At 64.9% G+C, this 23,013-nt stretch carries 25 protein-coding genes and 1 pseudogene; 13 read left to right on the top strand and 13 right to left on the bottom strand.

Annotated elements, in window-relative coordinates:
• Positions 1 to 43: 43 nt before the first annotated feature.
• From pqqA to pqqE, 4 genes are all read left to right on the top strand, one after another.
• Positions 44 to 133: a pyrroloquinoline quinone precursor peptide PqqA gene (gene pqqA / locus AUC69_RS14535; RefSeq protein ID WP_069442781.1), complete on the top strand. Its 90-nt coding sequence runs from the start codon at positions 44 to 46 to the stop codon at positions 131 to 133.
• Positions 134 to 550: 417 nt separating this feature from the next.
• Complete coding sequence (gene pqqC, locus AUC69_RS14530; RefSeq protein WP_069442780.1) at positions 551 to 1,273, top strand: pyrroloquinoline-quinone synthase PqqC; 723 nt, start codon at positions 551 to 553, stop codon at positions 1,271 to 1,273.
• Complete coding sequence (gene pqqD, locus AUC69_RS14525) at positions 1,270 to 1,575, top strand: pyrroloquinoline quinone biosynthesis peptide chaperone PqqD (protein ID WP_069442779.1); 306 nt, start codon at positions 1,270 to 1,272, stop codon at positions 1,573 to 1,575. The genes pqqC and pqqD overlap by 4 nt, the downstream gene beginning before the upstream one ends.
• An 83-nt stretch (positions 1,576 to 1,658) precedes the next feature.
• Complete coding sequence (pqqE, locus tag AUC69_RS14520; RefSeq protein WP_069442801.1) at positions 1,659 to 2,804, top strand: pyrroloquinoline quinone biosynthesis protein PqqE; 1,146 nt, start codon at positions 1,659 to 1,661, stop codon at positions 2,802 to 2,804.
• A gap of 63 nt (positions 2,805 to 2,867) precedes the next feature.
• On the opposite strand, the gene AUC69_RS14515 is transcribed toward pqqE, so the two are convergent.
• Positions 2,868 to 3,530: a DUF2189 domain-containing protein gene (locus tag AUC69_RS14515; RefSeq protein ID WP_069442778.1), complete on the bottom strand. Its 663-nt coding sequence runs from the start codon at positions 3,528 to 3,530 to the stop codon at positions 2,868 to 2,870.
• A 319-nt stretch (positions 3,531 to 3,849) separates the two neighbouring features.
• Here AUC69_RS14515 and AUC69_RS14510 point away from each other — a divergent pair, with 319 nt between their 5' ends.
• Positions 3,850 to 5,085 (top strand): ABC transporter substrate-binding protein, encoded by a 1,236-nt coding sequence (locus AUC69_RS14510; protein WP_158008140.1) that lies wholly within the window; start codon positions 3,850 to 3,852, stop codon positions 5,083 to 5,085.
• Between the two features lies 1 nt (position 5,086).
• Here the strand turns inward: AUC69_RS14510 and AUC69_RS16665 are convergent, their stop codons facing one another.
• From AUC69_RS16665 to AUC69_RS14500, 3 genes are all read right to left on the bottom strand, one after another.
• On the bottom strand, positions 5,087 to 5,392 hold the full coding sequence (locus AUC69_RS16665; RefSeq protein WP_083239488.1) for a hypothetical protein: 306 nt from the start codon (positions 5,390 to 5,392) through the stop codon (positions 5,087 to 5,089).
• A complete protein-coding gene (locus tag AUC69_RS16660) occupies positions 5,389 to 5,898 on the bottom strand; it encodes a transporter substrate-binding domain-containing protein (RefSeq protein WP_158008139.1) in 510 nt (169 codons plus the stop codon). The genes AUC69_RS16665 and AUC69_RS16660 overlap by 4 nt, the downstream gene beginning before the upstream one ends.
• Before the next feature lie 165 nt (positions 5,899 to 6,063).
• Entirely contained in the window at positions 6,064 to 6,588 is a 525-nt protein-coding gene (locus tag AUC69_RS14500) for a M48 family metalloprotease (protein ID WP_141700825.1), read from the bottom strand.
• Between the two features lie 375 nt (positions 6,589 to 6,963).
• On the opposite strand from AUC69_RS14500, the gene AUC69_RS14495 reads away from it, so the two are divergent.
• The 4 genes from AUC69_RS14495 to AUC69_RS14480 all read left to right on the top strand — a co-directional run bounded on the left by AUC69_RS14495 (position 6,964) and on the right by AUC69_RS14480 (position 11,167).
• A complete protein-coding gene (locus AUC69_RS14495; protein WP_158008138.1) occupies positions 6,964 to 8,148 on the top strand; it encodes a caspase family protein in 1,185 nt (394 codons plus the stop codon).
• A gap of 38 nt (positions 8,149 to 8,186) precedes the next feature.
• A complete protein-coding gene (locus AUC69_RS17590; RefSeq protein WP_069442775.1) occupies positions 8,187 to 8,432 on the top strand; it encodes a hypothetical protein in 246 nt (81 codons plus the stop codon).
• Between the two features lie 327 nt (positions 8,433 to 8,759).
• Complete coding sequence (locus tag AUC69_RS14485; protein WP_069442774.1) at positions 8,760 to 10,766, top strand: CHASE2 domain-containing protein; 2,007 nt, start codon at positions 8,760 to 8,762, stop codon at positions 10,764 to 10,766.
• Between the two features lie 5 nt (positions 10,767 to 10,771).
• Positions 10,772 to 11,167, top strand: coding sequence for a DUF3307 domain-containing protein (locus tag AUC69_RS14480; protein WP_069442773.1), 396 nt, complete (start codon positions 10,772 to 10,774; stop codon positions 11,165 to 11,167).
• On the opposite strand, the gene AUC69_RS14475 is transcribed toward AUC69_RS14480, so the two are convergent.
• The 6 genes and pseudogenes from AUC69_RS14475 to cutA all read right to left on the bottom strand — a co-directional run bounded on the left by AUC69_RS14475 (position 11,164) and on the right by cutA (position 17,725).
• A complete protein-coding gene (locus tag AUC69_RS14475) occupies positions 11,164 to 13,389 on the bottom strand; it encodes a SulP family inorganic anion transporter (protein ID WP_069442772.1) in 2,226 nt (741 codons plus the stop codon). The two genes, AUC69_RS14480 and AUC69_RS14475, sit on opposite strands and share 4 nt — an antisense overlap.
• Before the next feature lie 108 nt (positions 13,390 to 13,497).
• The gene (locus AUC69_RS14470) at positions 13,498 to 13,869 is read right to left on the bottom strand and encodes a cyclic nucleotide-binding domain-containing protein (RefSeq protein WP_069442771.1); all 372 of its coding nucleotides are present in this window, start codon (positions 13,867 to 13,869) and stop codon (positions 13,498 to 13,500) included.
• Between the two features lie 59 nt (positions 13,870 to 13,928).
• Positions 13,929 to 14,573 carry a leucyl/phenylalanyl-tRNA--protein transferase gene (locus AUC69_RS14465; protein ID WP_158008137.1) on the bottom strand — a complete coding sequence of 215 codons (645 nt, stop codon included), beginning with the start codon at positions 14,571 to 14,573 and terminating at the stop codon, positions 13,929 to 13,931.
• Positions 14,574 to 14,791: 218 nt separating this feature from the next.
• On the bottom strand, positions 14,792 to 15,748 hold the full coding sequence (locus tag AUC69_RS14460) for a leucyl/phenylalanyl-tRNA--protein transferase (protein WP_141700824.1): 957 nt from the start codon (positions 15,746 to 15,748) through the stop codon (positions 14,792 to 14,794).
• A 139-nt stretch (positions 15,749 to 15,887) separates the two neighbouring features.
• Positions 15,888 to 17,387, bottom strand: a pseudogene (glpK, locus tag AUC69_RS14455) (glycerol kinase GlpK).
• On the bottom strand, positions 17,384 to 17,725 hold the full coding sequence (gene cutA, locus AUC69_RS14450; protein WP_069442768.1) for a divalent-cation tolerance protein CutA: 342 nt from the start codon (positions 17,723 to 17,725) through the stop codon (positions 17,384 to 17,386). Before cutA ends, glpK begins: the two are co-directional and overlap by 4 nt.
• 120 nt (positions 17,726 to 17,845) lie before the next feature.
• Here cutA and AUC69_RS14445 point away from each other — a divergent pair, with 120 nt between their 5' ends.
• A complete protein-coding gene (locus tag AUC69_RS14445) occupies positions 17,846 to 18,616 on the top strand; it encodes an NAD kinase (protein ID WP_069442767.1) in 771 nt (256 codons plus the stop codon).
• A gap of 18 nt (positions 18,617 to 18,634) precedes the next feature.
• On the opposite strand, the gene AUC69_RS14440 is transcribed toward AUC69_RS14445, so the two are convergent.
• Together AUC69_RS14440 and AUC69_RS14435 are read right to left on the bottom strand one after the other, a co-directional pair.
• A complete protein-coding gene (locus AUC69_RS14440) occupies positions 18,635 to 19,231 on the bottom strand; it encodes a flavin reductase family protein (protein ID WP_069442766.1) in 597 nt (198 codons plus the stop codon).
• A 29-nt stretch (positions 19,232 to 19,260) separates the two neighbouring features.
• Complete coding sequence (locus AUC69_RS14435; protein WP_244500279.1) at positions 19,261 to 19,860, bottom strand: nitroreductase family protein; 600 nt, start codon at positions 19,858 to 19,860, stop codon at positions 19,261 to 19,263.
• Between the two features lie 283 nt (positions 19,861 to 20,143).
• Between AUC69_RS14435 and AUC69_RS14430 the strand changes: the two genes are divergently transcribed.
• Genes AUC69_RS14430 through AUC69_RS14425 form a run of 3 tightly spaced genes read left to right on the top strand, consistent with a single transcriptional unit; the run spans position 20,144 to position 21,758 of the window.
• Positions 20,144 to 20,935 (top strand): vWA domain-containing protein, encoded by a 792-nt coding sequence (locus tag AUC69_RS14430; protein WP_069442765.1) that lies wholly within the window; start codon positions 20,144 to 20,146, stop codon positions 20,933 to 20,935.
• A complete protein-coding gene (locus AUC69_RS17585; RefSeq protein WP_158008136.1) occupies positions 20,926 to 21,366 on the top strand; it encodes a hypothetical protein in 441 nt (146 codons plus the stop codon). The genes AUC69_RS14430 and AUC69_RS17585 overlap by 10 nt, the downstream gene beginning before the upstream one ends.
• Positions 21,255 to 21,758 (top strand): hypothetical protein, encoded by a 504-nt coding sequence (locus tag AUC69_RS14425; RefSeq protein WP_158008135.1) that lies wholly within the window; start codon positions 21,255 to 21,257, stop codon positions 21,756 to 21,758. Before AUC69_RS17585 ends, AUC69_RS14425 begins: the two co-directional genes overlap by 112 nt.
• A 146-nt stretch (positions 21,759 to 21,904) precedes the next feature.
• On the opposite strand, the gene AUC69_RS14420 is transcribed toward AUC69_RS14425, so the two are convergent.
• A complete protein-coding gene (locus tag AUC69_RS14420; RefSeq protein WP_204377337.1) occupies positions 21,905 to 23,005 on the bottom strand; it encodes a bifunctional transcriptional activator/DNA repair enzyme AdaA in 1,101 nt (366 codons plus the stop codon).
• Positions 23,006 to 23,013 lie beyond the last annotated feature (8 nt).

The raw sequence follows: 23,013 nt of genomic DNA, 5'->3' as shown, positions 1-23,013 counted from the left end.
CCCGACCGATGCTTGGTCTTAAACTCGCGAAAGGAGAACTATCATGCGTGAGTGGCACAAGCCGACGGTTGAGGAAACGGAGTCTGGCATGGAAGTGACGAGCTACCTGCCGGCCGAGCTGGACCGCGCTTAGTCCGGCTTTTCCTCATCTCGGAAATCGCGAAGCGGCGGTCCGGCGGGAGCCAGATCGCCGTTTCGCACATCTGGGGGCAGGACTCTGGGGGGAGGACTCTGGGGGGACGGCCAGTCGCGGCCACGCAATGGCGCCGCTTCGGCCTTTCGTCTACGATGGCTCGCTAAGAGCCGATAGCCCGTTCAGACGTTCTTAATCCGGCATCAACGCAGTGTTCATGAACGAGTCATGAAACTCTCATTGCGCATCACCATGTTTCTACATGGTATAGACCGATTCAAAGGCGCTCACGAAGAAGCGCCATTAGTAGACAATATTTGAGGATTGACGCGCATCAAGAAGGCGGCAGCGGCGCCGGGCTAGTTTATCCTCCCAGACCAATGGTTGAGATCGAGGTGTAGAGCCGTGACGAAGATAATGAGCCCTGACGAACTGGAGCAAGAGCTGCGCGCCATCGGCGCCGCTCAGTATCACGATAAGCATCCCTTTCATGCGCTGCTGCATGGCGGCAAGCTGAATAAGGGCCAAGTGCAGGCTTGGGCCCTGAACCGCTATTGCTACCAGTCGGCCGTGCCCCGCAAGGACGCCGCCCTGATGAGCCGCTGCCATGACCGCGAGCTTCGCCGCGAGTGGCTGCATCGCATCATGGACCATGACGGCTATGGCGAGGAGGAAGGCGGCATCGAGCGCTGGCTCGTGCTGACCGACGGGCTCGGCCTCGACCGCGACTATGTCATCTCGCGCAAAGGCGCCCTCCCCGAGACGGTCTTCGCTGTGGAAGCCTATGTGAACTTCGTGCGCGAGAAGACGCTAGTGGAAGCGGTTGCGTCCTCGCTCACCGAATTGTTCGCGCCGAACATCCACAAGGCGCGCATCGCCGGCATGCTGGAGAATTACGACTTCATCAGCGACGACGTGATGGCTTATTTCAAGCGCCGCCTGACGCAAGCGCCGCGCGATGCCGACTTCGCGCTTGAATATGTGAAGCAGAACGCTCGCACGCCCGAGGCACAGCAGGGCGTGCTCGATGCGCTCCGCTTCAAGACGCATGTTTTATGGGCGCAGCTCGATGCGCTTCATTTGGCCTATGTCGAGCCGGGAATGATTCCCCCCGGCGCCTTCGTGCCGGACGAGGCATGACGGGCGCAACGACGTCTCCCGGCCGGCTCATCGTCGGCCGTGAGACCCGGCCGAAACTGCCGCCCTATCTGAAGCTCCGCCATGACGCGGGGCGGGGGCGATGGGTGCTCCTGGCGCCGGAACGTGTTCTGACGCCGGACCAAACTGCCGTCGCGGTTCTGCAACTCTGCGACGGAACAAGGACTGTGGAGGAAATCTCCGCCAAGCTCGCCGAGGAGTATTCGGCCCCCGTCGACGTCATCACCGCCGACGTACTCGACCTGCTCCAGGGCTTGGCAGACAAGGGATACGTAAAGGCATGACCGAAGAGCTTCAGCCCAACGAGCATTGTCAAACCGTTAGCGTGGACGACGAGCCGACCGCAGGCGTGGTTGGCGGCGAGGACATGACCGCGGAGTTGTGCGCCCGCGCGCCCATCGGCATGCTCGCCGAGCTGACGCATCGCTGTCCCCTGCAATGCGGCTATTGTTCAAACCCCATCGAGCTCGAGCGCGTCAACAACGAGCTCACCACCGAGGAGTGGGTCTCGGTGATGCGCCAAGCCGGCGAGATGGGCATTCTGCAAGTTCATCTGTCGGGCGGCGAGCCCACGGCCCGCAAGGATCTCGAAGACATCATCTCCGCCGCGTCGGAAGCCGGGCTTTACTCGAACCTGATCACTGCCGCCGTTACCCTCAAGCGCGATCGGCTGGAAGACCTCGTCAAACGCGGGCTCGACCACGTTCAAATCTCGTTCCAGGACGTCGACGCCGAGAACGCCGAGCGGATCGGCGCCTATCCCGGCGCCACCCAGAAGAAGCTCGACGTCGCCCGCTGGGTCGTCGACATGGGCCTTCCCCTCACCGTCAACGCGCCCATTCACCGGCAGAACATCCACAATGTCGGCCGCTATATCGATCTCGCCGTGGAGCTGGGAGCCCAGCGGCTCGAGATCGCCCATGTGCAATATTACGGCTGGGCCTTCCTCAATCGCGCCGCGCTGATCCCCACTTACGAGCAGACGGTCCAGTCGATCGACCTCGTCGAGAACGCGCGCGAGCGGCTCAAGGGCGTGCTCACCATCGACATGGTCGTCCCCGATTACTACGCCAAGCGCCCGAAGCCTTGCATGGGCGGCTGGGGCAAGGGCTTCATGAACATCACCCCGGCCGGCAAGGTGCTCCCGTGCCACGCCGCCGAGAGCATTCCTTCGCTTGCCTTCGACAATGTGCGGGACCGCAAGCTCCTCGACATCTGGATGAACTCGGATGCCTTCAACGCCTTCCGCGGAACCGAGTGGATGAAGGAGCCCTGCCGCTCCTGCGCTTTCAAGGAGATCGACTTCGGCGGCTGCCGCTGCCAGGCGATGGCCATGACCGCCGATCCGCGCAACACCGATCCGGCTTGCGCCCTGTCACCCTATCACGGCGAGATGGTGGCGCTGGCCAAGGCGGAGGCGGCCAAGCCGGCCACGGAGTTCGTCTACCGCAATCCGCGCAACGTCACCGCGGCGATGAAGACGGCGCAAGAGCCCCTCGTCCCCGCCGAGTAGACAAGCACGCGCGTGCTTGCACGGCGACGGTTCTCGATAAGTGTGATCCGAGACGCTGAGGGCCTATGCGGCCAGCCGCGCATCCGGTGCGACCGGCGCGGCGCCGGCACGGCGCGACAACACCCGGTAGGCGTGCACGAAGGCCAATGTCGACACCGGCATGGCGACGAGAACGCCGACGAACAGTGCGAGCAATCCGGCGATGACGATCAGCATGAGGACGGCGATCAGGCCGAGCAGCGTCCAGCGATAGCCGCTACCAATCCGCATGCTCTCTTTCATCGCTTCGATGGGGCCGAGGCCCCGGTCGATGACGATGAAGGTCGTGAACATGAACAGCACCGCGGCGATGAGCCCAGGCACGATCAGCAACACAAAGCCGATGCCGACGGCGAGACCCACCAGGATCGACGCCGCGAGAAATTTCCAGAAGGGTTGCGGGTGCCACAGTGCCGACAGCTCCACGGTTTCCGGATTGTCGTGCGCGGCGAGATAGAAGGCGACGACGCCCATGCCGATGAGGGTGGAGAGCGCGAAATTGACCAGGCCGCCGATCAGAGATGGCTCTTCCGGCGTGGCGCCGAGCACCGAGTCAATCCCGCTCGTGATCCCGCCGACGATCATATAGGCGACGAAGATGACGACGCTCGAGCCCACGAAGAACCATGGGCGCTTCTTGAACGTCTCCCACCCGTAGCGAACAGCCGATCCGACCGTGAATTCCATCGTGGGAACCTAGCACCCCCCTTGCGATTCGGGGAAAAGCCTCATCGCCAATCCACAGGCAAGGGCGGCGGCGCGCGCCACCTACTGTCACGGCAATTATCTTTGCCTAGGTTTCCAACTTGCATTGCCTAATTTCTTGTCGGTACCATGCGGCCGATCGCTCGATTGGCCCCCTCGAACCCTACGAAAGGGCCATTTTCGGGTTTCGGCGCAACGCGATAACCGGCGAAACGGTCCTCTCATGCAAGTTCGCTGGGCCAACAGGCCCCTTTCCCGCGCTCTCTTGGTCTCCGCGCTCACGCTCTTGGGCGTCTCGTCCTTGAACGCTGCTGCCCAAGCCACCGACACCAGCCATCCCTCCAAGGAGCGCGAAGGCGGCGTCAGCGTGCAGATGCCGCAATCCCCCGAAATGGTGCCGCTCGACATCGGTTACATCATCGAGGAGGTGGAGCATCCCCGCCCGGCGTCGCGGCTCGACGTCGAGCCCGAGAATGCCGGCGTTGCCGGCGCCAAGATGGGGATTGACGAGAACAATGCCGGCGGCCGGTTCACCGGACATCTTTATAGCCTCGATACCGAGACCGCGTCGTCGCCGGAAGAGGCCCTCGCGGCGCTAGAGAAGTTCCAGGCGTCCGGCCACAACTACGTCATCGTCGATGCATCCGCCCCGACCCTCCTCAAGCTCGCCGACTGGGCCAAGGACAAGAACGTTCTCTTGTTCAACATCCGCGCCACCGATGTATCGCTCCGGCAAGCCGACTGCCGCGCCAACGTCATGCATATCGTGCCGGACCGCTACATGCTGGCCGATGCGCTGGCCCAATATCTCGTCGCCATGGACTGGAAGAATTGGCTTTTGGTCCACGGCTCGACGCCCGCCGACCTCGCTTACGCGGAGGCGGTCAAGCGCGCCGCCGGCCGCTTCGGCGGCAATATCGTCGATGTCCGCGAATACAAGGACGTCTCCGGCGGCCGGCGCGACGATGTGGGCGTGATCCCCCCGGCCATCCCGGGCAAGCAGGCGAACGCCGACAAGACGGTGGTCTCAAGCCCCAAATATGACGTCATCGTCGTCGCCGACGAGAACCAGGTCTTCGGCCCGCTCCTGCCTTATCGCGGCGGCGGGGCACCGCAGATCGTGGCCGGCACGACCGGGCTCACGGCGACGACCTGGAGCCGCGGCCACGAGAAATGGGGCGCCACCCAGGCCAACAATAATTTCGAGAAGGCCTTTCACCGGCTGATGTTGCCCATCGACCATCAGGCCTATGTCGCGACGCGGACTATCGGCGAGGCGGTGACCCGCAATCCGGACAACGATTTCGCCACGGTCTCGGCCTTCATCCACGGCCCCGATCTTCAGCTTGCGCCGTTCAAGGGCATCAAGCAGCAGTTCCGCCCGTGGGACGGCCAGTTCCGCCAGCCGATCCTGATCGCCACCGACAAGGTGCCGGTCTCGGTCTCGCCGCAGCGCGGCTTTCCGCACGCTAGCCACCCCGAGATCGAGGTGGACACGCTCGGCATCGACGAGCCGGAAAGCATCTGCAAGATGTAGCTTAGCGGTCGGCGGTGCCGGACGCGATCAGCTCGCCCTCTTGGTTCAGAAGCGGCACGTTGTAGCCCTGCAGGATCACGTTGATGTCGTGCTGGTTCTCGGCGAGCACCTTGTTGATGCGGTGCTTCCACTGGGGCTCGTCGGGCCGCACACCCATGGTGATGCCATAGACGGTGTTCGGCCCCGCGGTCTCCTTGACGAGCGGCACGACCCGAAGCGGCACGTCGGCCCGCTGCGCGTAATAGCCGCCGACCGGCCCCCACAGCAGCCCGGCGTCGAGCTCCCCTGAGGCGATTTCCGCGATCATCGCCTCGGCTGCCTTCGATTGGCTCTCGCCGCGTGGGTCTCGAAAGGCTTCGCGTTCGACACAAGCCCATGCATGGCGAGGATGCTCGCCGGCGGCGTCCTGGCGAAAAGTCCGATGCGCTTTTGCTTGAGCCGCGGGTCGGACAGCGTCTCCACCCCCTTGAGGGAAGCATCGTCCTCGCGCGTGATCAGCACATATGAGGTGTTGTAGTAGGGATTGGTGTCCTCGATCAGCCCGGTACCTTGCGCGTAGCCCATGACGAGATCGCATGCATCGTGGCCCACCGTATTCGGGACATAGCCCGTGCTCTCCGTGAACCACGAATATTCGAGCTCGTCCCCGAGACGTTCGGCGATGAGTTCGGCGAGCTTGTTCTCGAAGCCCTCTTTCTGATCGTTGGAGAAGGGCATGTTGTCCGGGTCGGCACAGACGCGCAGCACCGGCGCGGCGCCCGCCTCGCCGCCCAGGCAAAGGGCCACGGCCGCGGCCAGGATTGCCATCGCCATGCCAACCGGCCGGGCGCAAACCGTCGCCCGGCGCATTATCGCTGCGCTGCCCTTCAAGGCCGCCTCTTCTTCATCTCGGAACCGACACCATAGCATGCCCAAACAGGCAGGTTTACGGCGGAAACACTAGGAAGATATGGAGATTCGGGAGCGGCCCTGCCAGCCCTATTCGTCCGGGCCGGCACAGACCAGGATATTGGCGGCCCGCTCGTCGCCGGTCGGATAATAGGCCCCGGTGGGGTTCGCGCCGAAGGCGACCATCGAGTGCCGCGCCGCCTCGATGCCATCGGCCTCGTGCCGCTCCCGCAGCATCCTGACCGCGCAGCAATCGGCCTCGAGCTCCATCTGCTTCAGCGCCGGCGCGATATAGAAGAAGGGTTGCGGCCCGACCCCGCCCAGCCGCTTGCGGAACTTACCCAGATGACCGAGCGAATGGTGGCAGCACTCATGGGCCAGCAGGAACTTGCCATAGGATGGGTGCTGGCGCAGCGTCTGCAGATTGACGACGATCACCGGCCGGCCTCCGGAGTCGGTCATGGACGAGGCCAGTTCCGCCACGTCGCGCAAGGTATAGGTGGTGATGGGGCAGTAAGGGTTCTCGATCGTCGGCAAGAAGCGGCCAGCCTGGGCGCTGCCGAAAAACAGCCCGAGACCCGCGATAGCAGCCAATGCCGCGATCGGAAGACGCAAACCGAGCCCTCCGCGATAAGACCTCGTCACACCGAAGACTATCGCCAAGCGGGAGCGCCACCAAAGCGATTTATAGATGTTGTCCATCGCCGCAATAATAAGCCCAGCCGGACCCGCCCGGGGATAAACACTGCGTTATCGGGGCCTTAGGTTCCGGGGCCGAAGCCCATTAAGGCGCCGCAGACCATGTCGTCCGGCTGGAGTTGAATGCATCCGCCGGGATACTAGATACACACACAACGATCCGACCTGAGACCTCAGACTTGACCTGAGGTCTCTCATTCAACGGCCGTTCATCGGTCTGCGGTTAGACGAATAGGCTCTCATGATCCCGTCCCGGCCAAAGGCGGCGGGATCAGGCGGATGGAGGTGTTCATGCTCCGGCATCTGACCGCATGCGTCTTCGGCGTCGCCGCCCTGATGGCGGCGTCCGCCCCGGCATCTGCCGAGAAACGCGTGGCCCTGGTCATCGGCAATTCGGCCTATCAACACACCGGCACGCTGAAGAACCCCAGCAATGACGCGACCGACATGGCCCGCACCTTGCGGGAACTCGACTTCGAGGTGATCGACGGCACTGATCTCACCAAGCGCGACATGGTCAAGCGCATCAGGACCTTCGCCGACAAGGTGCGCGGCGCCGATGTGGGTCTCTTCTATTATGCGGGCCACGGCCTGCAGGTGAATGGACGGAACTTCCTCGCCCCCGTCGATGCAAAGCTGAGCTCAGACGTGGATCTCGACTTCGAGGCGGTGGAGCTCGACCTCGTGCTCAAGCAGCTGGAGCGCAGCAGCCGGCTGTCGCTCGTCTTTCTCGACGCCTGCCGCGACAACCCCCTCGCCATGCAGCTCGCCCAGACAAGCCGGTCGCTCGGGATCGGCCGCGGGCTCGCGCAAGTCGAGAAGGCCGTCGGCATGATGATCGCGTTCTCCACCCAGCCCGGCAACGTGGCGCTCGACGGCGACGGCCGCAACAGCCCCTACACCGCCGCTCTCCTCCGCCACATCGCGGCCCAAGGGCGGAGCATCAACGACACCATGATCGAAGTGCGCCGTGACGTGCTGGAGCAGACCGACGGCAAGCAGGTGCCCTGGGAGAATTCCTCCCTGACCGGTCAATTCTTCTTCAAGCCAGCCCCGCTCCCGCCAACCGCTGGCGGGCCCAACGAGACGGCGGCGCAGATCGCGGCCTTGCGCGAGGAGATCGAGCGGCTCAAAGGCGCGAAGGTCGCCGACGGCGTGAGCCAAGCCGCCCGCGACGATCGCCGTCGAGGCCGGCGGGAAGCGCCACCGGTGTCGAGACCAAGCTCGCCTCCGTCGACGAGGGTGTCGCGCCAAAAGCCGCGCCCGCCGCTGCCCCTGCCCCCTTGCCAATGCAGCCCACGCAAGCCGAGCTCGCCGCCGACATCGCCGCCGAGCTTGAAGACCTCGACTGCTATGACGGCACGCCGACGAGCGACTGGGACGGACAAACGCAAGATGCGCTGCAGCGCTTCAACGCACTCTCCAAGCTCGACCTGCCGGACGACGCGCCGCAAGACGCGACCCTCGCCGCGCTGAAGGCTTGGACCGGCGATCATTGCGCCGCCACCACCAAGATGGTGGCACCGACGCCGAAACCCGAGATCGCGCCCAAGGCCTCCGCTAAGCCCAAAGCCGCGCCCGCGAAGCGGGCCGCGCCGAAGCAGACCGCGCCGAAGCGCACCAAGCAGGCGGTGAACCCGACCTACCCACCGAAAACCACCGCGCGCCCCACATACAAGGCGAAGCCGAAGAACGACGGCATCAGCGACGCGCAACGTGAGCTGCAGCGACGGTTCCCGGCCGGTCCGTGGGCCGACTGACCGCGCGCTCCAACCTCATTCTTCGCGCCGATTCAAGACTGGAGCGAGCCCGCCGCAGCCGTTAGGGTCTGCCGGCCCGCGTGTCTCGGCGCGGCCGGAGAGAGACAAAGAAAAGCAACGGGATGGGTCCACGCCTTCTCTACGCTCTCCTTGTGGGGGCCGTCATCGTTGCGTCGCTGGCGTTGCGGGTTTGGGACCCCAACCCGGTCGCGCGGATGCGGGCGCTTGTCTTCGACGCCTATCAGCGCGTCGCCCCCGCCGAGTTCGACCCGGCGCTGCCGGTGCGCATCTCGATATCGACGAAGAATCGCTGCAGAAGATCGGCCAATGGCCCTGGCCACGCACGGTGCGGCCGAGCTCGTCGCCAAGCTCGGCGTCGACGGTGCCGCCGCCATCGCCTTCGATATGGTCTTTCCCGAGCCCGACCGAATGTCGCCGGCCAACGCCGTGCAGTTCTGGCCGAAGTCGGCGGCGCTCGACAGCTTGAAGACCGAGGTGGAGAAGCTCCCCACCAACGACCAGGTCTTCGCCGAGGCGATTGCCGAGGCGCCCGTCGTGCTTGGCTTCATCGCCTCGCCGCAGGCCCAATCGATGCCTGAGACCAAAGCGGGCTTTGCCCATGGCGGCGACGATCCGCGCCTCTTCGCACCGTATTATCCGGGAGCCGCGGCAAGCCTCGAGGTGCTGCAAGGCCCGGCCCAAGGCGCCGGCGCGCTCAACTGGATTCCGGAATACGACCAGATCATCCGCCGCATGCCCATGCTCGTGCGCATCGGCGACACGCTCTATCCCTCGCTCGCCGGGGATGTCTTGCGCCTCGCCCAAGGCGCCTCGACTTATGTGGTCAAGTCCTCCGGCGCCAGCAGCGAGCAGGCTTTTGGCGAGAACACCGGCATCGTCAAGATCCGAGTCGGCGATTACGAAGTGCCGACCGAGGCCAACGGTCAGATGTGGATCAAGTTCACGCCCCATTCGGAGGCCCGTTACCTCCCCGCATGGAAAGTGCTGAACGGCGAGATCGGCGCCGACGAGATCGCCGGCCGCATCATCCTGGTCGGCACCAGCGCGGCGGGCCTGCTCGACCTCAGGGCGACCCCGCTCGAAGCCTCCGTGCCGGGAGTCGAGCTGCACGCCCAAGCCGTCGAGCAAATCCTGCAAGAGGCCTATCTGCTCAGGCCGGACTTCGCCACGCCCGCCGAGCTTCTCTATATCCTCGTGCTCGGTCTGCTAATCGCGGTCTTGATCTACCGCGCCGGCGCGATGGGCAGCGCCGTGCTTGGCGCCGTGGCCGTCGCCGGCGTCGTCGGCATCTCATGGTATGCCTATGACGCGCTCGGCTGGCTCGTCGATCCGGTTTATCCGGCGATCGCGCTTTCCGCCATCTACCTCGCCGGCACCTCCTTCGTTTTCCTGCGGACCGAGCGGGAGCGTAACCGCGTGCGCAACGCCTTCTCTCACTATATGGCGCCGGCGCTGGTGAAGCGCCTGGCCGACGATCCCAAGCAACTGAAGCTCGGCGGCGAGACGCGCGACATGACGTTGTTATTCAGCGACGTGCGCGGCTTCACCACGATCTCGGAGGGACTTGATGCGGAGGAGCTTACGCGGTTCCTGAACAGCCTATTCACGCCCCTCAGCAATATCGTCCTCGATGAACAAGGTACGATCGACAAGTTCATGGGCGACGCGCTGATGGCCTTCTGGAACGCGCCGCTCGACGATCCGGACCACCCGAGCCATGCCTGTCGCGCCGCGCTGCGCATCATGGCGGAGAGCAAGACCTTGAACGAGCGCTGGCGCCAGGAGGCGGAAGCCAAGGACCGGCCCTATAAAGAGGTCAAACTCGGCATCGGTCTCAACACCGGCGTCTGCTGCGTCGGCAATCTCGGCTCGGAGACGCGCTTCGACTATTCGGTGATCGGCGACAACGTCAACGTCGCCTCGCGCCTCGAAGGCCAGTCGAAGACCTACGACCTGATGACCATTGTCGGCGAATCGACGGTCGCGCGCGCGCCCGACTTCGCCTTTCTCGAGATCGATCTCCTCAAGATGAAGGGCAAGACGTCCGCGACGCGCGTCTTCACCTTACTCGGCGATTCCGCGCTGAAGGAGAGCCAGCCATTTATCGACCTCAGCACAAAACACGGCGCCTTCCTCGCCAGCTACCGCGCCAAGGAGTGGGACGCGGCGGACGCCTTGAGTCATGAGTGTGAGAAGATGAACACCGCGCCGCTCAACCGGCTCTACGCGCTCTACCGCGAAAGAATCGCGAGCTTCCGCAAAACCCCTCCCCCGCCCGATTGGGACGGCACGGCCGAGGCCTTGTCGAAGTAAAGCCGATGCCAGAGATAGCAATCCTTATCCTCGCCGCCGTGGCGGTCCTCATGCTGAAGCACATGGCGGCCGACTTTTTTCTGCAGACGCCATATCAGTACTGCAACAAGAGAACCTACGGCCACCCCGGCGGGCTGCTGCACAGCCTCATCCACATTGCACTGACGCCACTCGTCTATCTCGTGCTCGCGCCGGTCTCGCCGCTGCTCGCACTCGGGATCGCGGCGGGCGAATTCGCCGTGCACTACCATGTGGATTGGGCCAAGGAGCAGATCACCCGCCGCAACGGCTTTACGCCGCAGACCCGGGGCTTCTGGCACCTGCTCGGCATCGACCAGCTCCTGCACGGGCTGACCTATCTCGCCATTGTCGCGGTTCTGATATGGGCCGCCGCTAGCTAAAGCAGCGCGGAGATCTCGCGATTGGCGAATTCGAGCCGGTCGGAGAGCAGCCGGATGATGAGCTTGTGCAGCGCGGCCGCGGCGGCCGGATCCTCCTCCTGCATCCTGTCGAAGGCATCGCGCGTCAGGCGGTAGACCACGGTCGGTTCCTCGGCCACCACATTCGCCGTGCGCGGCATATGCCGGTAGAAGCCCATCTCGCCCACGACCGTATGACCTATCATGCGCCGCAGTCGGATGGGACGGCCGTGCTCGTCGATGATGGTGATGGCGACGCAGCCCGACGCCTGAAACACGACCGAGTCGGACGGCTCGCCCTGCTTGAACAGATATTCCCCGTTGTCGAGCACCTGATGCTCCATGAAGGGCGCGATCCGCGCGAAATCGATCAGGCCTTCGAATTCTTGCTGCAGCCAGCTTTCGAAGCTGTGCGTCGAGGCGTCGCCAACCTCGTGATACATGAGGAGCATGTCCTCGCACCACTCGATGGCCTCGTTGCGGGTGCCGAATTTCTGATGCGGCCGCGTGGCGCCAAAAAAGCCGGCGCTCTCGAACGCCGCGCGCATGGTGTCGCTCAAGCCGGAGAACACCAGCGCCACTTTGTGCTCCTCGCAGAAATTGCGCAGCTTGACGAGGCTCAACACCGCCGAGGTATCGAGCCCTTGCACCGAGCTGAAATCGAGCACCACATAGCCGACGGGCTTCTCCTTCTGTTCCTCGATGACCCGCTTGATGCGCTCGAACAACCCGTTCGACGACCCGAAGAAGATGAAGCCTGAAAGCCAGAACACATGAACGCGCTTGCCCTCCTCGTGCAGCAAGCGCGTCTGCTCGGGCGAGCGCTCGACATTGCTTGAGAACTCGTAGCGCGTCAGGTGACGGCGGATCACACCGATGCGGCTATAGCTGAGCGCGAACAGCAAGCAGGCGCCGATGACGCCGATCACCACGCCAAGCAGATAGCCGAAATAGCAAATGACGATGGCGATGGCGATGGCGAGACCGAGATCGGTGCCCGAGCGCTGCGCCGGCGACCGCACCAGCGCCTCGATCAGGATCATCACACCGAGATAGGCCAGCATGCCGCCGAGGATCGCTTTCGGCACGATGCTGCCGATATCGGCGCCAGCGAACAACACGAGCCCACACACGATGGCGACGGAAACACCGCTCAGCCGCGTGACCGCGCCGGCCTGCTGCAACAGCAGGCTGTTGTTCAGGGACAGATTGCCGGCAACGCCGCCCAGGATGGAGGCGAGTAGGTTGGCGAGCCCGTTCGTCCGAAACTCCTTGTCGAGATCCGCCGACTTCTGCCGCGCCACTTCCAGGCTCGAAACGTCGAGCAGCATGGAGATGGCGGTGACGCCGCAGACCGCGCCGATCTCAGCGCTGCTCCGCGCCATCACGCCCCAATCGATGTCGTGAGTGACCATGGCCTCGATCGGCCACCAGAGCTGGAGCGCGCCGACGGCCTTGAGGAACCACACGCTGCGCGCGCTCTCGTCCGACACGAAGCCGAATAGAATGACGTCCATCGCCAGGACAAAGACGATGAAAGCGATGGGCAGCGTCAGGAAATCGTCCATCCAGCGGCGCAACAGGACAATAAACAGCGCAAAGGTAAGCCCCACGCCGATCTGCGGCGCGAAATCCATGGAAACAATCGGCAGCCAGCTCGACGGCGACAGCGTGAGATTGGTCCCAGTGATGACCTCGACGCCGCCGGTGATGAGGAGCCAGCCCGAGGCGGCCAGGAAGCCGCCGATCACCGGATAGGGCACGAAACGCAGCCACTGGCCGAGCTTGAGCGCGCCGACGCCGAATAGAAGCGCGCCCGTGAGGAACGTGCTCACCGAGATGGCGACGAGCACGTTGATCACCATGGTTTCGGCACTGGCGCCCTTGGCCGCAAGCCCGGCCGCCACCGTGGCCGCGAGCACGCTCATGACCGCCACGGCCGGCGTATCGGGACCGGCATCGGCCGGCACCAGCGTCGTGGTGAGCGCCACGACGACGCCGGTGACCACCGTGCCCATGATTAGGGCAGCGAGGCCGAGCGGGAATCCGGCGGCGATCGAGCCCTGGAAGATGAGCGCGCTGAAGGAGATGCAATAGGCGATGTTGACGATGGCCGAGATCGTACCGGCCAAAGCATCGCGCCCGAGCGTTGAAGCTTCGATGTTGCGCGGGCGCTTGAGCGCCAAATTCGCGAGCAGCGACAAGGGCGTTATGCGGAATCTTTAAGGGTTAAGTTTGGGCCGATCATGGCCGGGGGCGGCGACAATGCAAGGCAAAAATGGCAATGCGGGGATGCGATGTGTTTGCCTCCCTCACCCGCGCGGCACCGAACGCCTGAGCCGTTCGGCCAGCGTACGCATGACGGCGATGGCGAAGAACGGGGTCTCATGCACCAGGAACAGAAAGCTCTTCTCGTTGATGGGCGCGACCTCGCAAGCGGTCTTGGCGCGCGCCGTGGCGCTGCGTGGCGATCCGTCGATCAACGCCATTTCGCCGAAAATGCCGCCAGCCGACAGCGTTTCCGCCACGACCCCGTCCCGCTCGATATCGATCTCGCCCGAGCGCACCACATACATCTTGTCGCCCTTGTCGCCTTCGGCGAATACCACCTCGCCCGGCTCGAAACTCGCCAGCGGGAACCCGGCATTGGCGAGCATATTGAGATCAATTCCGGCGATGGTCATGCGTGCCCTCCCACCGTGCGGCTCCCGGCGAAGCGGACAGATGCTACCCTAGGCTGCGGCTAAGACGATAGCGTGAAAGTGCCGGAGCGCACCTGCGTGCCCGGTGCAACCCTGCCGGTACCCGGGACTTTCGGGTTCCACCGCGCCGCATCGAGCGTCTCGTCCACGGCCCATGACCCCTCGCGCCCGGGCTCGAACGCCGCCTTCGACAAGAGGCCGTTGAAGGCGAAGCGCGGCACCAGCATGAAGCCGAGTTGGCTCAATTGCCCGCTCATGCGCTTGCCGTCGTTCACAGCGTAGCCCCAATGCTGGAGATGGCAGCTCAGCGTCACGAAGCCCACATTCGCGGCGTCGCGTTCCCGCGAGAACATCTTCTCAGTGAAGAAGGCGCGGCCAACCGAGACCCCGTAGAGCCCGCCGGCCAACCGTCCGGACCGGTCCCGGACCTCGACCGAATGGGCGTGGCCCGCCTCATGCAGGGCCGTGAAGCTCTCGACAACATCCTGCCCCGGCGCGCACGCCCGAATGACCGCGGCGAAATCCTCGTCGAAGGACACCCGATAGGCCCGCGTCTGCATCAACCGCCACACGGTCTTCGACACATAGGCGTTCTCCGGGAAAGACACCATGCGTTCGGCCGGCGCCCACCATTTGCCCTCGGCCGGATAAAGGCCCTTGGCATAGGCCGCGAGCAGTGTCGGCACCCGCATATCCGTGCACGGGCCGGCGAGCCTTCCGGATGGCGCAGAGCCCTTTCCGGATCGGGCAATGCGCCTGGCTTCGAGCTCCACTCGGCATAGAGGCGCGCAAGCGTTGCCAAAGCCGAGGACATCTTGAACTGCCCCGGCGCTTTATGTTGGCCCGCCGGTGCGGGACGACGCGAAACTTGACCCAACAAACTCTTTCCTCCTGAAACGGCGGCCTAGGCCGCCTTGACGGTCCCCGGGGTTCCCGGCTGCCAATCGGCGACCGCCCTCGGATCCGCCTCGACGCTCCAGCGTCCAGGCTTGCCCTTGAGACCCACGTCCTCGCCGAGAATGCGCAAGAACTCGCTGCGCGGAATCATGCGAAAGCCCATATCGAGAATGGTGGGCGTCGCCCACTTGCCGTCGTTGAGCCCAAAGCCCCAATGGGCCAGATGCCAGTTGAGCACCGAGAAACCGAGCTTCGACGTGTTGTCCTCGTGACTGAACTGGGACTCGGTGAAGAACACGCCACCAATCGCGACGCCGTAGCCGCCGCCGGCCAGCTCGCCCTCGCGGTTCCACACCTCGAAGGAGTGCACGAGCCCCGCGTCGTACAGCGCCGCATAGGCGCGCATGATGCGCGGCGTGATCCAGGTGAGATGCCAGCGCCCTTCCCGCTTGCCGGCACAGGCCTTGATGACGCCTTCGAAATCCTGATCGAAGGTGACCCTGTAAGTCCCCTGGCGCATGAGGCGCTTGAGGCGCTTCGACATGTGATAGTCGTCGAAGAACAACACGCAGCGCTCCGGCGGCGAGAGCCATTTGGTCGGCCCGAAATGCGCATGCGGGAAGAGACCCTTCGCATAGGCCTCGGCCAGCTTGGCGACGGAGAGATCGTCGGCGATGCCAACCAGCTCGGGCGCGCCCGGCGTATGAGCGAGATTGGGCAGCGTATCGTTCGGCTCGAGCAGATGCCGCATGCAGAGCTTGGCGAGCGGCACGAGCCGGTCGATACGCTCGGGCTGGAGCGACCAGGCGGTGCCGAGCATCACGCGCTGAATCGTCTCGGCCGGCGTCTCGCGAAACAGAGCGGCGCGGCGTGCCGCACGATCCGCGGGCGGCGGCGCGAGGCCAGCGCCGTCAGGCGTTTGCGGCACGACAGAGTCGCGCGAAAGATGGCTGAGCAAGGACACCGGCAACACCAACGCGAAAACAAAGGTTGCGAACTCGGGAGGAGCTTGCCGGGAAAAGGATTCCCAACGGGTTAACGCCAAAAGTCTTGGGATTCAGGGGCTTGGCAGCCGGTCAATTAAGGCTTTCCGGCGGTGCGTCTCAGGCGCCGTCCGGACGGCTCCGCACCCGCGCCACCGCCTCGTGCCAACCGGCGTAGCGGGCCTCACGCTCGGTGTCGCCCATCGCCGGCTCGAAACGCGCGAGCCCAACGGGCGGCGAGACTGGTGTCATCGCCATAGAAGCCAACCGCCTGACCGGCGTGATAGGCCGCGCCGAGCGCCGTCGTCTCCGGGATCGCCGCGACATCGACACGCTCGCCCAGAATGTCGGCGAGACGTTGCATCGCCCAAGCGTTCGCCGTCATGCCGCCATCGACGCGTAACGTCCGCGCCGGCTCGATGCCGCCCACAAGCATATCCTGGCGCATGGCGGTAAGGAGATCGCGGGTCTGGAACGCCGCCGCCTCGAGGCCGGCCGCGACGATGTCGGCCTTCGACGCGGCACGGCTCAAGCCGACAATGGCCGCCTTCGCGTCCGCGTCCCAGAACGGCGCGCCGAGGCCCTGGAACGCCGGCACGAGATAAACGCCGGCGTTGGGATCGGACCCGTGCGCCAGCGCCTCGCTCTCGCCGGCAGTCTCGATGAGGCCGAGACTGTCGCGCAACCACTGGATGGTCGCGCCGGCCATGAAGATCGACCCTTCCAGCGCGTAAGCGCGCGCGCCGTCGCGCTGATGCAGAATGGTGGACAACATGCGCGTGGCCGACGCCAGCTTATCGCCCCCCGTATTGGCCACGACGAAGCAGCCCGTGCCGTAGGTCGCCTTCACCATGCCCGGATGAAAACAGGCTTGGCCGAAGGCCGCCGCCTGCTGATCGCCGGCAACGCCGTGAATGGGCAAAGCCGCACCGAAATGCTCTTCCGCCGTGACTCCGAAGTCGCCTTGGCTGTCGCGCACCTCCGGCAACATCTCGCGCGGAATCTTGAGGCGCTCCAGCAATCGCCCGTCCCAAGTTCCGCTGCGGATGTCGAACAACTTGGTGCGGGCGGCATTGGTCGCATCGGTGGCGTGCAGCGCTCCACGAGTAAGCTTGAACAGTAGATAACTGTCGATGGTGCCGAAGCACACCTCTCCGCGCTCCGCCCGCGCGCGCAAGCCCGGCACGTTGTCGAGCAACCAAGCGAGCTTGGTCGCCGAGAAATAGGGATCGATGACGAGGCCGGTGGCCTCGGCGACGTGCGCGGCCCAGCCTTCGTCTTCGAGCGTGGCGCAGAGCGGCGCGGTGCGCCGGTCCTGCCACACGATGGCGTTGGCGAGCGGCTTGCCCGTGCCCCGGTCCCAAACGACGGTCGTCTCGCGCTGATTGGTGATGCCGATGGCGGCGATCGAGCCGGCGCCCACCTCACCCAGGACCGTGCGGCAGACTTGGAGCACCGCCCGCCAAATCTCCTCCGGGTCGTGCTCGACCTGCCCCGGCGCCGGATAAATCTGGGTCAGCGGCAATTGCGCGCTTGCGCAAGGCCGTCCGTTCTCGTCGACGCGATGGCGCGCGTGCTCGTGGTCCCCTGATCGATGGCAAGGACATAGCCTTTGCTCATCCCGCGCCCGCGCCTCCGGTCTCGCTCACGATCCACGCGCAATATTCGTCGCTGCCGCCCTCGGTCGGCAGCACGAGCAGCGCCGGCACGTCATACGGGTGCAGCCGCTTTGTCTCGGCCAGGACCGTCTCCGTCAGACTTGACCGCGTCTTGATGATCATGGCGACCTCGTTCGCCTCCTCGCGGGCGCCTTCCCACTGGTAGAGCGAGATCATGCCGGGAAACATATTGACGCAAGCCGCCAGCCGCGACGCGATCAACGCCGCGCCGACCTCCTTGGCATCCGCCAGACTGGCGAAGGTGGTGTAGATCAAGACCGGACGTTCCGCGTTCCCCATGGATTCACCATTTCATCGTTGTTCCGAGAGACTCGAATTCCGAGAGACTTGCATTCCGTGGCCGCCACAGCCTTATAGTGCCCCCTTCTCTAGGCCGGACCAAGCGCAGCGAACTGACCAATGGCACGCTTCGAAAAAATCGCATTCGTCGCCAGCGAGACCAAGGAGGCGGAAGAAGCGCTGGAAACGCTGACCGCGCGCTACGGCAATGTCGCGCCCGAGGAGGCTGACGCCATCGTCGCCCTCGGCGGCGACGGCCTGATGCTCCAGACCATGCACAACCACCTCAACAGCCGCATTCCGATCTACGGCATGAACCGCGGCTCCGTGGGCTTCCTGCTCAACGACTATCAGAAGAACAGCCTGAAGGCGCGGCTGGAGCAGGCCGAGATTACGGTCATCCACCCCTTGCGCATGACAGCCCGCGACGTACGTGGCGCAACTCACCAGGCGCTCGCCATCAACGAAGTGTCGCTATTCCGCCAGATCCATCAGGCCGCCAAGTTCAAGATCGCCGTCGACGGCACGACGCGTCTCAAGGAGCTCATCTGCGATGGCGTTCTCGTCTCCACGCCCGCCGGCAGCACCGCCTATAATCTGTCCGCCCACGGACCGATCCTGCCGATCACCGCGCCGCTGCTGGCGCTGACCCCGATCAGCCCGTTCCGGCCGCGCCGCTGGCGGGGCGCGCTCCTGCCCAACGAGGCGAAGGTGGTGATCGAGGTGCTGGAGCCGGACAAGCGTCCGGTGAGCGCGGTGGCCGACCACACCGAGTTCCGCGACGTGGTCTCGGTCGAGGTGCGGGAGGAAAGCGGCATCGACATCTTCATGATGTTCGATCCCGGCCACACCCTGGCCGAGCGCATCCTGGCGGAGCAGTTCGGCTACTGATGCCATGCGCCCGCGGCGTCAAGGCCGTGTCAGCTCGAACACCTGGTCGATCACCGCATAGTCGCCATAGCCGAGCCGCGCGATAGGCTTGAGCTTGGTCACGTCCACCTTGCCGCCGGTGATCACTGCGTCGTCGATATGCACGCCGACCACCTGGCCGAGCACGATCGCGTGCGTGCCCGGGCCGCCGTTGGGTCCGGGGAGATCGATGGTGCGCCAATAGCGGCACTCGAAAGCGACGGGCGACTCTTTCACCCGCGGCGGCGCCACCATGTTCGACGGCGCCGGATTGAGCCCCGCGAGCACCATCTCGTCCACATCGGGCCCCACATGCTGCGAGGTGCGGTTCATGGCGTCGCGGAGGTCGTAGGTGGCAAGCGAGCACACGAACTCGCCCGTCTCCTCCGCATTGCGCTGGCTGTCCTTGCGCCCACCCGAGGAGAACATCACGAAATGCGGATCGGTGGAGACGGCGTTGAAGAAGCTGTAGGGCGCGAGGTTGACCACGCCGTTCTTGCCGAGCGTGGAGATCCAACCGATCGGCCGCGGCGTCACCAGGGCCTTGAACGGGTCCCATTGCAGGCCATGCGTGTTGGCAACCGCATCGTAGAACATGACGTCGATCCTCTAGGAGAAGCCGCGCGCTAAGACCGCCACGACGTGACGATGTCGGCGAGCCGAGGCCTCTCCCGCTCCTCGGGTTTCTCCTTGGGCGTGCCAATATAGACGAAACCGGCGATACGCTCGTTGTCGGCGAGGCCGAGCGCGGCCCGGACCCCACGGCTGTAGGCATACCATTCGGTGATCCATTGCGCGCCGAAGCCGAGCGCCGTCGCCGCCACGATGAGATTCTGGCACGCAGCACCGGCCGAGAGAATCTGCTCCCACTCCGGCGCGGCTGGGCTGTCGGTGATGCGGGAGACGACGGCGATGACAACCGGCGCCCGCAAGAAGCGCTTGGCCTCGTTCTGCAGCCGGAAGGCGCCGGGATCGGTTTCCTCCGCGCGGCATACCTCGGCCAGCACCTGGCCGAATTCCTCCCGCGCCGCGCCCTCGAACAGCACGAAGCGCCATGGCACGAGCTTCTTGTGGTCGGGCACCCGCGCCGCCGCCGTGAGGATCTGCTCAAGCTCGGCCGCGCTCGGACCGGGTTCGGTGAGGCTGTTGGCCGAAACGGAGCGGCGGCTCAGGAGATGGTCGAGCGTGGGGTTAGACATGAGCTCACGGGATTTGGCTAAGACCATGCTGCCTATCGCGAAACAGGCCGGCGAACAATGCGCAATCCTTGCGTCCAATTGGCCGTCGCGGACCCAAAATCGGCCTTAATCACGGCGGAATTTCCAACCATTACGCGGGCCGGAAGCTTGTATAAGGGTCGGCAGTCGACTGTATCGGAGCAAAAATCGCTATGCGGGGGAAACACTTCGCGGCGCTGAAGCTATTGCTTTTGCCCGCCTGTGTCCTTGGCGCCGGCATGGCGCCGCCGAGGATGCCCCCCTGCCCAACCCGAGCCCCGGTTCCGCCACGGTGCTGGTGCTCGATGCCGCGCGCAGCATGGGCGACAAGCTCGGCGGCGCGGTCAAGCTCGATGCCGCACGCGACGCCTTCGGCCACGCCGTGACCCAATACGGCAATCGCTTCTCTCTCGGGCTCGTCGCCTTGGGCCATCGCAAGGCATCCAACTGCGCCGATAGCGAAATCTTGGCCAAGCCGGGCGCCCTCAATGGGGAGACCTATGAGAAGCTTCTGGGCGGCGTCAGCAAGGCCACGGGGCAAGCCCCCATCGCCGCCGCCATCAGCGACGCCGCGACCCTGGCGGACCCCTCCGGCAAGCCCCTCGACGTGATCCTGATCGCCGATAGCGGCGACACCTGCGATGCGGATCTCTGCGCCACGGCCGACGCGCTCAAGCAAAAGACGAAGGGGTTGCGCATTCACGTCATCGGCCTCGGCGACAAGCCGGACGCACTCAAGCCGCTCGCTTGCATCGCGACCGCGACCGGCGGCAACTATTCCGCCGCAGCCAATGAGAGCGAGCTGAAAGAGCGCCTCGACGCGGTCTTTGCCGTCATCGCCAGCCCGCCCGCTGCCGTCGCCACGGCCGCTCCCAGCGGAGACAGCGGCGCGGCGAACGGCATCACCCCCCCGATGGCGGTCCAACCCATGGAGCCGGATCTCACGGGGCCCGGCGATGCAGGCCCCGGAAACGCGGCCCCCGGGGAAACCGCAGTCCTGAAATCCGGCGCCCCAGCGCCGAGCACCGCCCAGACCTTGGTCCAGCGCGCGCTCCCTCCGAGCCGGCGCGGCCCGTGCCGGTGACCTTCAAGGCGAAGGTCACCGAGGTCGGACCCAAGCTGCAAGGCGGCATCACCTGGCGCGTCTACAATTCCAGGCCCGCCGCCGACGGCAGCTATGAGCTCGTCAGCACCCATCGCGAGCCCTCGCCGACGGCGGCCCTGCTGCCGGGCGAGTATCTCGTCAACGCCGCCTACGGGCTTTCCAATCTCACTAAGAAGATCAAGGTCGAGGGCGGTAAGTCGATCGAGGAAACCTTCGTCCTCAATACCGGCGGCTCGCCTTGCGCGCGGTGCTGGCCAACGGCCAGCCCTGCCCCGAGGGCAGCATCCGCTTCGACATTATGTCCGACGAGGAGGACCAGTTCGGCAACCGGGCCACGATCCTCGCCGACGCCAAGCCTCAATCCGTCATCAGGCTCAACGCAGGCGCCTATCACGTCGCCAGTCTCCTAGGCGACGCCAACGCCAATGTGGGTGTCGATGTGACCGTGGAGCCGGGGCGCATCACCGAGGCCACCATCAAGCACACCGGCGCCAAGATCACCTTCCGCTTGGTCCAGAGCCTGGGCGGCGAGGCGCTCGCCAACACGAAATGGACGATCCTCACCTCGGCCGGCGACACCGTGAAGTCGAATGCCGGCGCGCTGCCTACTCACATCCTCGCCGCCGGCAGCTATGCCGTGGTGGCCGATCACGGGGGCCTGAGCTATACGCGCAAATTCTCCGTCGAGCCGGGCGACGACAAGCAGATCGAGGTCGCCTTCGAAGACGGGCCGACATCGCCGGAAGCGCTGCAGGCTCTGCTTGATCCGCCGGAGCGCCGCGCGCCGGGACCGGCGCATTGACCGGCGAAGGCCCGGGCGGGGCTGCCTCCTTCGACGGATTCTCGGCCAGGCCCGCCGATCCCAATGCCCCGCTGATCAATCCCGGCACGCTGTTCCGGCCCTCCGCTCGCTAGCGCTTCATGCGGCCGTACGGCGATCGCCGGAGATCAGGCGGCACGGCTCACTAGCGATCGTTCGTGCTCGAGCAGCCATTTCTTTCGTGCGAGACCGCCGCCATAGCCGGTCAATGAACCATCGCTGCCGATGACCCGATGACACGGAATGACGATGCCGCGGAAATTGTCGCCGTTGGCGCGCGCCACGGCACGCACCGCTTTCGGCGCACCGATCTGCCTGGCGATTTCCGCATAGGAACGAGTCTCGCCCGGCGGAATCTCTAGCAGAGCGTCCCACACGCGCCGTTGGAAGTCCGTGCCGCGCGGCGCAAACGGCAAGGTGAACGCGGCTCGCTCACCGGCAAAATATTCACCGATCTCCTGCGCTGCCTGACCCAGCACCACGTGATCGCCGGGCACGATGGCAAACTTGGTCTTGTGCCGCAGGCGCAAGATCTCGCGCTCAAGGCCGCGCCGATCCACCCAATCGAGCACATAGAGCCCGCTGTCGTTGGCCAGCGCGAGGATTGCCCCCAATGGTGTCTCGATCCAGCGCGCGAAGAGGCAATGCACGCCGTTTGCCTTCGATGGAACCGTGCCGAAGAGTTTTGCGAAGGCTTCACGAAATCCGCTCGACGATTCAAAGCCGTGGGCCAATTGCGTGTCCAACAGATTTCTCCCCTTTCTGACGGCAGCCAGCGCCGAGCCCATGCGCCGCGCGCGCTGATAGGCGTGAAACGACATGCCGAAATATTTTTGAAACTGCCGCCTTGCGGTTGAGGGCTCAATGCCCATGCGCAGGAGGTCTCGCTCGCGCAAAGGGTCCGACTGGCCTTCCTCGACCATCCGGCGGAGCTTCTCCACCAGTGCCGGCACCTCGCGCCCGACATTCATCGGCTTGCACCGCAGGCACGGACGAAAGCCCGCATACAGCGCCTCGTGCGCGCTTGGAAAAAATTCGACGTTGCCGCGCAGAGGCTTCCGCGCCGGACAGGTCGGCCGGCAGAAGATGCCGGTCGTCCTCACGCCGACGACGAAGATGCCCTCATAGGAGGAATCGCGGCGTTGCAAGGCCCGGAAGAATTCGTCGGCGCGTCGGTCGACTGGCTGCGTGCTCATGGTCGCAATATTACGCGCCGCCCGCACGCCCATGCGACCGA

This window comes from Methyloceanibacter superfactus, from assembly GCF_001723305.1.
GTDB classification, from domain to species: domain Bacteria; phylum Pseudomonadota; class Alphaproteobacteria; order Rhizobiales; family Methyloligellaceae; genus Methyloceanibacter; species Methyloceanibacter superfactus.
The sequence above is the reverse complement of the archived record's forward strand: the minus strand, read 5'-3'. Positions and strand labels throughout refer to the sequence as shown.

Coding starts and splice junctions, on each gene's coding strand:
- AUC69_RS14440 (WP_069442766.1), bottom strand. CDS start 19,231: ATGTTCTACGATGCGGTTGCCAACACGCATGGCCTGCAATGGGACCCG.
- AUC69_RS14515 (WP_069442778.1), bottom strand. CDS start 3,530: ATGGAATTCACGGTCGGATCGGCTGTTCGCTACGGGTGGGAGACGTTC.
- AUC69_RS14480 (WP_069442773.1), top strand. CDS start 10,772: ATGCCAGAGATAGCAATCCTTATCCTCGCCGCCGTGGCGGTCCTCATG.
- pqqE (WP_069442801.1), top strand. CDS start 1,659: ATGACCGCGGAGTTGTGCGCCCGCGCGCCCATCGGCATGCTCGCCGAG.
- AUC69_RS14485 (WP_069442774.1), top strand. CDS start 8,760: ATGGCCCTGGCCACGCACGGTGCGGCCGAGCTCGTCGCCAAGCTCGGC.
- AUC69_RS14445 (WP_069442767.1), top strand. CDS start 17,846: ATGGCACGCTTCGAAAAAATCGCATTCGTCGCCAGCGAGACCAAGGAG.
- pqqC (WP_069442780.1), top strand. CDS start 551: ATGAGCCCTGACGAACTGGAGCAAGAGCTGCGCGCCATCGGCGCCGCT.
- pqqA (WP_069442781.1), top strand. CDS start 44: ATGCGTGAGTGGCACAAGCCGACGGTTGAGGAAACGGAGTCTGGCATG.
- pqqD (WP_069442779.1), top strand. CDS start 1,270: ATGACGGGCGCAACGACGTCTCCCGGCCGGCTCATCGTCGGCCGTGAG.
- AUC69_RS14420 (WP_204377337.1), bottom strand. CDS start 23,005: ATGGGCGTGCGGGCGGCGCGTAATATTGCGACCATGAGCACGCAGCCA.
- cutA (WP_069442768.1), bottom strand. CDS start 17,725: ATGGGGAACGCGGAACGTCCGGTCTTGATCTACACCACCTTCGCCAGT.
- AUC69_RS14425 (WP_158008135.1), top strand. CDS start 21,255: ATGTCCGACGAGGAGGACCAGTTCGGCAACCGGGCCACGATCCTCGCC.
- AUC69_RS14470 (WP_069442771.1), bottom strand. CDS start 13,869: ATGACCATCGCCGGAATTGATCTCAATATGCTCGCCAATGCCGGGTTC.
- AUC69_RS16660 (WP_158008139.1), bottom strand. CDS start 5,898: ATGGCGATGGCAATCCTGGCCGCGGCCGTGGCCCTTTGCCTGGGCGGC.
- AUC69_RS17590 (WP_069442775.1), top strand. CDS start 8,187: ATGGTGGCACCGACGCCGAAACCCGAGATCGCGCCCAAGGCCTCCGCT.
- AUC69_RS14435 (WP_244500279.1), bottom strand. CDS start 19,860: ATGGTCTTAGCCAAATCCCGTGAGCTCATGTCTAACCCCACGCTCGAC.
- AUC69_RS16665 (WP_083239488.1), bottom strand. CDS start 5,392: ATGATCGCGGAAATCGCCTCAGGGGAGCTCGACGCCGGGCTGCTGTGG.
- AUC69_RS14495 (WP_158008138.1), top strand. CDS start 6,964: ATGCTCCGGCATCTGACCGCATGCGTCTTCGGCGTCGCCGCCCTGATG.